Origin of the sequence: Streptomyces sp. SM1 (assembly GCF_002910825.1) — a bacterium.
GTDB lineage: Bacteria > Actinomycetota > Actinomycetes > Streptomycetales > Streptomycetaceae > Streptomyces > Streptomyces okerensis.
In genome coordinates, this window is sequence record NZ_NEUB01000590.1 from 1 (window position 1) to 787 (window position 787).

Annotated in this window: 1 protein-coding gene; it reads left to right on the forward strand. The window is 75.1% G+C overall.

The genetic code is table 11. The annotated features are described in order from the left end of the window. Window positions 1-74: 74 nt before the first annotated feature. Window positions 75-787: dihydropteroate synthase (folP, locus tag B9S61_RS14515; protein WP_103542631.1), on the forward strand; the 713-nt coding region annotated here is incomplete at its 3' end.

Below are 787 nucleotides of genomic sequence, written 5' to 3' on the forward strand. Positions count from 1 at the left end.
CCGGGAGCCGCCCGGTCGTGTCCCCACCCGGGCCGAGGCGCACCCCGCCCGCCCCCTGGGCCTACGCTGAACATATGAGCAACCGAAGCGGACGCCGCCAGGTCGCGGGCCTTCCTCACTGGGACCGGTGCGCGGTCATGGGAGTCGTGAACGTCACCCCGGACTCCTTCTCCGACGGCGGCCGCTGGTTCGACACGACGACCGCCGTCAAGCACGGCCTCGACCTGGTCGCCCAGGGCGCCGACCTGGTCGACGTCGGGGGCGAGTCCACCCGGCCCGGTGCCACCCGGGTCGACGAGGCCGAGGAGCTCAAGCGCGTCATCCCCGTGGTCCGCGGCCTCGCCTCCGAGGGCGTCACCCTCTCCGTCGACACCATGCGCGCCTCCGTCGCCGAGCGGTCCCTCGCGGCCGGCGCCGCCCTCGTCAACGACGTCAGCGGCGGCCTCGCCGACCCGGCGATGATCCCCGTCGTGGCCGCCTCCGGAGCCCCGTTCGTCGTCATGCACTGGCGCGGTTTCCTGGAGGGCGGCAACGTCAAGGGCGCGTACACCGACGTGGTCGCGGAGGTCGGCGACGAACTGCGCGCCCGCGTGGAGGCGGTCCTGGAGGGCGGCATCGCGGCCGACCGCGTGATCGTCGATCCCGGCCTCGGCTTCTCCAAGGACGCCGGCCACGACCTGGCCCTGCTCGCCCGCCTCGACCGTCTCCTGGGCCTCGGCCACCCCGTGCTCGTCGCCGCCTCCCGCAAGCGGTTCCTCGGCCGCGTCCTGGCCGGCCCGGAGGCCCC